We start from the raw sequence: 6,450 nt of genomic DNA on the forward strand, positions 1-6,450 counted from the left end.
AGGAAGCATTTTAACTATTATGGGGGTTGTTGAGAACCGTCGCCCATTTTTTTTGACCACAAAACGTCTCAAACCGCGATACGTAAGGCTTTTGACGGGGTTGTCACCCCGTCAGGGTCTAATCAGAAAAACAAGTGAGATTAGAGAGGCTCTCCCTCCTTATTTCCCTATCTAATTACAGCCGAAAGTCTGCGACGTAAATTACAAATGTTTTTAGACTTACCTCACTTAACGATTGAATTAATTTGGTTCCCATTAATTACTTATTGGTTGACAACTTATTGCCGTGTTGGTACTTGCTAATCAATTGCAATAGATCGCCGCAGCCAATGGGGCTGTATTAATTTGTTCATGGTTAGCTTAATCTGGGAGCGAAGAGCAATTCCATTATACTGGTCATTGTTACCCAAATTGGGCCGCAGCAACTTCGAGGAACTCTCCGACAAATCTACAGCAAGTTGTACCATTATTTTGAGAATATAAAGTCATTGTTTTAGGAGACCGTGAATTTTGTTCGATTGACCCAAGGATTCTGGCTGAAGCAAAAGGGTGTGTCTTTTTGCTCAAGACTGAAGAAGAATCATTGTATTGAAACAGACCATTTAGTTTGGCAGCAATTAGATGAATTAGGAATAGTGCCGGGAACCTCTTTATATTTTCCAGGTAAAAGAGTGAGAAAAACTCAGGCTGCTACTGGATTTGATGTTGCTTGTAAGTGGAAAAGAAACTATGGGGCGTGGAAGGTTGATGAAGCGTGGTTTATTCTGACAGATTTAGGTTCATTGCAGGCAGCGATTCCCTACGGGATAGCTTCGCTTCACGATACTTATAAGCCAATACGGTTCAGTTAAGGCTATGCAGTGCTTAAAACAATAAATACAGGAGGATTCATTATTATTCCAGTACCTCTGTGTTTAACTTGTTTAGATCGAAATTTTGAAACAGGCTTTTTTACAACTCTTGGGTTGTTTCTACGAACCCTTTCAGGTAGAAGTTGGTCAAATATCTCCCAAGTTAACCAATTTAAAAAAAGGGAAGTTCTTGTGGTTGTAACCGCTGGAATTTTGGCGCCGTGCACGACGAATAACTCGTAATGTTCCAGTAAAAGAAAGACGCAATGGTGAAACACCTGCACTGCTTGCTGCTTGAAAAATCAATGATCTTACCGCCTAATGTCCTAGTAGCAAACCATAAATTTCTTGTACCACTTCTGTCGGTCTTTGAGAACGAATATGAGTTTTTTGTCCCAATAAATGCACTTTGAGTTCATCAATAGTATTCTCGACTTCCCAACGTTGATGATATTCACAAGCAAGTGACTGGGCTGGAAATTTTCAGCGTCCAACAAGCTCGTAATTAAACGATATCTAATTTGTGTAACTGGGTGTTTGGGAGCCTCAATTATGTACTCGATTACTCTTACCTGTATTGGCTTAAATCCTTTTTTTCTTAACTTGCCGGATCGATAAATCAAACTCAAGTATGAACCATCATTTAATTGTGTTTCGTTTAATAATTTAACATTTGATGGAATTCGACCCAAATACTCACAACCTTTGCTGATTGTGGCTTCTACCATCGCGTAAAAATGTAAACCTCTATCCCACATCAATAACATTCCCTCTGCCACTGAGCGTAACAATTTTAACTCTCTTACTCTTTCTCCCATTTTATATGGACACATTAAGGCATCAAATATTAAATGTGTTCCTGCCTCTAATAAAATAACTAATCTAGCTTTCGGAAACGCTGCTGTTGTACCTGGAGGACTTCCCGGACGACCAAAAACCCGGGCATTTTCATCACCCAGAGGGGATATATAAGCAGGTTCCATCTATCACTACGACTCTGAGTTCGTTGATAAAAGCTCCTACTGTTTCAACTGTAGCCCTTGGTCGCACTAAAGAATGAAACAACGGTTCTTCCTTACTTGGTATGCTAAATCAATAGCTAGCTAAATCAGTCAAATAAATTGAAAAAATATGTCAAAATATCAATCAAGTCCTTGTCAGGCTTGACATTGGGGCTAGTTTAATTGTTAACTATCAATATTCACTCTTGATTTTTGGGAGCAAATTACAGTCATGAACACAAAAAAAGGTACTAAAGTTCTAACAGAACTCCTGAATCTACAAGGAATTAAAGTAACTAAAATGAATCAACTACCGGGAATTGGAATAATATTACAGGTGGAGTCAATCCCTAAAGAAAGTTATTGTCATCATTGCGGGATCAAAAGTAATAGATTACATCAAAATCATCGATACTTAGTAAAAGATTTATCCTGGGGAGAAACATCAGTATTTTTAGAAATAAACAGACGACAGTTTAAATGTAAAAAATGTGGCAAACCATTTAGCGAAAAATTTGACTTTGTAAACAACCGAAGAACTTATACAAAACGATTAGCAAATACAATTATCAAATCGGTTTTATCAAGTGATATCCAGAGTGTAGCAAAACAAGGAGTAGTAACAACAGAAGAAATAGAAAGAATGTTGTCAGATGCCTCACGAGAATTCTCGTCACAACCATCAGGATTAAAAAAGCTAGGAATTGATGAAATAGCGTTAATTAAAGGTCAAGGAAATTACTGTGCCGTATTAATAGATTTAGAAACATCTAAATTAATTACAATCGTCCCCGGAAGAACACAAGCAGCAATCGAGCCAGTCCTTAATTCATGGGGTTCACAGGTTTTAGAACAAATAGAAGAAGTAAGTATAGACTTGTGGAAAGGTTACAAAACCTTAGTAAAAAAACTTATGCCAAATGTTCAAGTAGTAGCGGACAGATTTCATGTAATGGTACAAGTTAACCAGGAGTTAGATACACAAATAAAGCGCGAAATCAGGCAAGTAATAAATTTAAAGAAAACCTCAAGATTGTCAAAAAAAGCAGCAGAATATCAAGAAATATTAGAGGGACTAAACGATAGTAAATATTCTTTATTAAAGAATAAACAGAATTTAAATGAAAAGCAAACTATCAAATTAATGGAGGTTAAAAAAGTGTGTCCAAATCTGGCAGAGATGCATAAATTAAAAGAAAAATTCCGACAAATATTTGAAAATAAAAAAAAAATTGGTTGAGGGCATTGTTGAGAATTGGTATCTGGCAGAAAAGAGCTAAACAATATTTTCCCGATACTGTGAAACTATTACTAATTGGTTGGACGAGATAATTGCTTACTTTGATAATAGTACAACAAGTGGTATTGTTGAAGGTATTAACAACAAGCTTAAGTTAATAAAACGTTCTGCATATGGCTTTAGGAATTTTGAAAACTACAAAAATAGATGTTTACTTACTTGGCATTTTAATTGTTAGTTTGGCATACCAAGTAAGGAAGAACCGAAACAACTGTCTCATCACGCCTGCTCCTAATCTTTGTCTGGCTTGAGTAATTGCCGATTTACATGGAAACCGCCAATATTTACCAATTTTTTTTATCCACCCTTCATTAAGACCATCAATCAAATTTTTTAGTACCTCCCGCATTGAATCTTTAGACCACAGGCTTATGGCGATTACCAGACACACTACCAGTTGTGCTGGTAAAGCACGATAACGTTTCTCTTCAACCTTCGTTTTAGTAATCGCCTGTTCGATTGCAGTGGCTGGAATTGCCATTTCTATTGCTTGGAATATCTCCGTGCTTTGGATTTTGGGAGATAAAAAGTGAGAATTCTTTGAGATGCACGCCAACTTGCTCTCCCTTTTTGGATATAATACCTAGTTTACAACGGTTTTAGCCTTAACTGAACCGTATTGACTTATAAGCAACGTATGGGTATCGAAGAAAGGTTTCGAGATTGTAAAACAGTCGGCTACGATCAGGAAGGAACTAGCTTAAAAGGCAACCGACTGATTAACATAATTCTGCTGATGACAATCGCCTATAGTTTGGCAATATTTGAAGGTATATCTCTTCGGAAAAAGCAGGTAGAGAAATATGTATTTCGGCGTTAAGAGCATAAAAAAAGATATCAAAGACGGAGTAAATTTGGTGTCGACTTAGATGGAGAAAAGTGGGTAAATTATCTAGAACAATATTCTTTGGAAGTGGAACAGTTAATGAAGTTAACTCCTTCTAAACGCCGCTTTTATCAACAAGGTATGCGGGCTGCAATCCTGATTCGGTCTATCTCCTAGGCCTCTTTGTCACCCCCCCAGGTTCTTTCTACCTTTTCCTGACCGTAAACACTAATTACTTTATTCGGGTCAAATCCTAACTTATTCCTCACCCGAATTGCACTCTGCACCAGCATTCCCACCGCACCGCAGGCCGGGTCTAAAATTCGCCCGCAATTCGGCTCTATCACTTCCACAATCAGTTTAACCAGTGAAATTGGAGTAAAAAACTCTCCGCCTTTGTGCCCTTCTTTCTGAGCAAAATTCCCCAGGAAATACTGATAAATTTCCCCAAACGCATCCTCAGTAATATTCTTTCGGGAAATCCGATTTAAGATTTTCAACAACTCCCGCAAAATCGGTTTTTCCAAGCTGTTGTAATTTCTAGGCAAAGCCCCGCCGAGTTCCTCATTCTCATCCGCGCTCGCCTTCATAGCCGCATTAATCGCCCCGCCAATATCCTCTGCTTCCGGGCTATCAATTAAATAATCAAAACGCGAAGTTTCCGGCAAATAAAGCGCGCCTTTTGCCTGGTAATCTGTCTTACCCACCGTGCGCCGCCTGCTGCTTCCCGCTGCAATTTCCTGTGAAACCAAGCCAAACTTATACCATTTTTTTAAAGATGTGATAGAATTGTATAAAAAGTAAAGGAGATAATTACAATGTCTGGTCGTCCTCATATAAAGATTACCGAATCTGTAGAAAATTTACGAGAAATCCTCAAACAGCAAAAAAGAATACTAGCTTATAACAAAGTTCAAATGCTTTATTTATTTCAGTCAAAACAAGTAGAAACTGTGCGGGAAGTATCCGCAGTTTTAGGTAAAAGTGAGGCTACGATTCATCGCTGGCTCTCCCAATATAGAAAGGGCGGTCTGGAAAATTTGTTAGAAAATAGGCAGGTTTTCGGTCGCCCAAAAAAGTTCTCAGGTGAAATAGCAGCGACCTTGCAACAAGAGTTGAGAGACCCCGAAGGATTTAAGAGTTATAAAGAAGTTCATCTTTGGCTCTGGTTGATTAAAGGAATAGCCAGTAGTTACCCGGCTGTATATTCTTTAGTAAGAGGGGAATTAAAAAGTAAATTAAAAATTCCCAGGCCTCGCAGTATTTCTCAGAAATCTACGGCGATTAAGGAATTCAAAAATAACTTGCATCAACAGATAAAAGCTTTACTACACAAAGCTTTACCTCAAGTAAACAAATATAAAAAAGTCACTTATTGGTGAGCGTGATGAAACGCGGATAGGGCTGCATACAATTCGTCGGCGCAAGCTGACGCTTTCAGGTGTAAAGCCCGTCGGGAAGCATCAATGGAAATTTGAGTGTTTTTGGCTGTATGGGGCAGTATCGAGCGCAGAGCGTAAAAAGTTTTTTTTGGGAGTTTTCGCATTTAGACAAAGTTAGTTTTGAAGCATATTTACAACTTTTGTCAATCCAATATCCTCATGAATTATACATCATTCAAGTAGATAACGCACCCGCTCATAATTTAAGCTCATCTGAATTACCAGACAATATAATTTTACTATTTCAGCCTCCGGCTTGTCCTGAAGTAAATCCCACAGAAAGAGTGTGGGAATATCTCAAAGATTTTTTAGCGAAAGTCGGTGTTTAGTAATCTTGACGAGCTCCGCACAAAAGTCCAGGAAATTTTGGCATCTTTCACCGATCTCGTCATTGGTTTTCTCACCGGGTGGTCTTGGATTTTACATTCTTTATCTCTATCACATCTTTAAAAAAATGGTATTATAGTTAGCGTACAGCAAAAAAACCAACCCGAGAACGGGTACGGAATATTCCGAAGGCTTGAGTTTAGAATTAGCCCTGAGTTCATCGGCTGCTTCCCAAAGGCGTTTTTCGAGTTTGGTGTAGTTTGCTGGCATCTTCGCGTTAAATTCCCACGTCCTTGATTGATTCTCTCGTCTTCGGCAACAAACAGCACCGCCTCGTACAAGCTCTTATTTTACGCGATCGCGCCCGAATGACGAACAATTGCAACCAGCTCAGGATTGAGAGATTCTGGCTTAGTTCAAGCGATTAAGTAGTCAGACAGAATTAATTACACAAATACATAGTATAATGATATTTGCGGCAAAATTATGAGTTAATTACAGTTTCATATGATGTTTATCAGAGAAATAAACCCTCTTTCGTCTAAATTGCTACAACGAATTCATCGCCAAAGCCGACATCATCATGTACGTCAACGAGCACATTGCCTCATATTAGCTTCGCAAGGAGTAAAAAAAGGAGAGTTAATGAATATTTTTCAAATAAGTTATAAGACACTCTATAACTGGTTCAATCGGTGGGAAT

The 6,450-nt window shown here is 38.3% G+C and carries 5 protein-coding genes and 4 pseudogenes; 5 read left to right on the forward strand and 4 right to left on the reverse strand.

Annotated features, from left to right (window positions below; translation table 11 throughout):
• Positions 1–503 precede the first annotated feature (503 nt).
• On the forward strand, positions 504–851 hold the full coding sequence (locus QUA53_RS28315) for a hypothetical protein (RefSeq protein ID WP_333101118.1): 348 nt from the start codon (positions 504–506) through the stop codon (positions 849–851).
• A gap of 172 nt (positions 852–1,023) precedes the next feature.
• On the opposite strand, the pseudogene QUA53_RS28320 reads toward QUA53_RS28315, so the two are convergent.
• Positions 1,024–1,916, reverse strand: a pseudogene (locus tag QUA53_RS28320) (IS4 family transposase); the annotation flags it as partial.
• 168 nt (positions 1,917–2,084) lie between these two features.
• Here QUA53_RS28320 and QUA53_RS28325 point away from each other — a divergent pair.
• Positions 2,085–3,330, forward strand: a pseudogene (locus tag QUA53_RS28325) (ISL3 family transposase).
• A gap of 27 nt (positions 3,331–3,357) precedes the next feature.
• Here QUA53_RS28325 and QUA53_RS28330 read toward each other — a convergent pair.
• Positions 3,358–3,633: pseudogene (locus QUA53_RS28330) on the reverse strand (transposase domain-containing protein); the annotation flags it as partial.
• A 156-nt stretch (positions 3,634–3,789) separates the two neighbouring features.
• Between QUA53_RS28330 and QUA53_RS28335 the strand changes: the two are divergent.
• Positions 3,790–3,972 (forward strand): hypothetical protein, encoded by a 183-nt coding sequence (locus QUA53_RS28335; RefSeq protein ID WP_333101115.1) that lies wholly within the window; start codon positions 3,790–3,792, stop codon positions 3,970–3,972.
• 179 nt (positions 3,973–4,151) lie between these two features.
• On the opposite strand, the gene QUA53_RS28340 is transcribed toward QUA53_RS28335, so the two are convergent.
• Positions 4,152–4,730 (reverse strand): N-6 DNA methylase, encoded by a 579-nt coding sequence (locus QUA53_RS28340; protein ID WP_333101113.1) that lies wholly within the window; start codon positions 4,728–4,730, stop codon positions 4,152–4,154.
• A 66-nt stretch (positions 4,731–4,796) separates the two neighbouring features.
• Between QUA53_RS28340 and QUA53_RS28345 the strand changes: the two are divergent.
• A pseudogene (locus QUA53_RS28345) lies at positions 4,797–5,870 on the forward strand (IS630 family transposase).
• Here QUA53_RS28345 and QUA53_RS28350 read toward each other — a convergent pair.
• Positions 5,859–6,017 (reverse strand): type I restriction-modification system subunit M N-terminal domain-containing protein, encoded by a 159-nt coding sequence (locus tag QUA53_RS28350; protein WP_333101111.1) that lies wholly within the window; start codon positions 6,015–6,017, stop codon positions 5,859–5,861. The pseudogene QUA53_RS28345 and the gene QUA53_RS28350 sit on opposite strands and share 12 nt — an antisense overlap.
• A 240-nt stretch (positions 6,018–6,257) precedes the next feature.
• Here QUA53_RS28350 and QUA53_RS29405 point away from each other — a divergent pair.
• On the forward strand, positions 6,258–6,450 hold a 193-nt coding region (locus tag QUA53_RS29405; protein ID WP_445305252.1), incomplete at its 3' end, for a helix-turn-helix domain-containing protein.

This window comes from Microcoleus sp. Pol12B3, assembly GCF_036701355.1.
Classification (GTDB): domain Bacteria; phylum Cyanobacteriota; class Cyanobacteriia; order Cyanobacteriales; family Microcoleaceae; genus Microcoleus.

Excerpts from the sequence above, each read along its gene's own strand:
- QUA53_RS28350 (WP_333101111.1), bottom strand. The coding sequence starts at position 6,017 with ATGCCAGCAAACTACACCAAACTCGAAAAACGCCTTTGGGAAGCAGCC.
- QUA53_RS28335 (WP_333101115.1), top strand. The coding sequence starts at position 3,790 with ATGGGTATCGAAGAAAGGTTTCGAGATTGTAAAACAGTCGGCTACGAT.